We start from the raw sequence: 536 nt of genomic DNA on the forward strand, positions 1-536 counted from the left end.
CTAAAACTAAAAATGCATTAGAACAAGATGCTAAAGCAGTAGAACAATCAGTTGATACAGCTAAAGAAATAGAAGGTGGTAATCTAACAGCAAGAATAACAGCAATTCCTGCTAATCCTCAATTAATAGAATTAAAAAATGTATTAAATGATATGCTTGATGTATTACAAGCAAAAGTTGGTTCTAATATGAATGAAATCAATAGAGTATTTGATAGCTATAAGGCATTAGACTTTACTACTGAAGTTAAAAATGCTAAAGGTGGAGTTGAAGTAACTACTAATGTATTAGGTCAAGAAATAGTAGCTATGCTAAGACAATCATCTGAATTTGCTTCTTTATTAGCAGATGAGAGTGGTAAATTACAAAGTGCTGTTAAAGACTTAACAGATTCTTCATCTTCTCAAGCTTCTTCTTTAGAAGAAACAGCAGCAGCATTAGAAGAGATTACTTCTTCTATGCAAAATGTATCTCATAAAACTAGTGAAGTTATTGCTCAAAGTGAAGAGATTAAAAATGTTACTTCTATAATAGGT

General features: G+C 30.4%; 1 pseudogene. It reads left to right on the forward strand.

The features are described from left to right. Positions 1 to 536, forward strand: a pseudogene (locus L8V85_RS08345) (methyl-accepting chemotaxis protein); the annotation flags it as partial.

It is taken from the genome of Campylobacter sp. IFREMER_LSEM_CL2090 (assembly GCF_025771865.1).
GTDB lineage: Bacteria > Campylobacterota > Campylobacteria > Campylobacterales > Campylobacteraceae > Campylobacter_D > Campylobacter_D lari_D.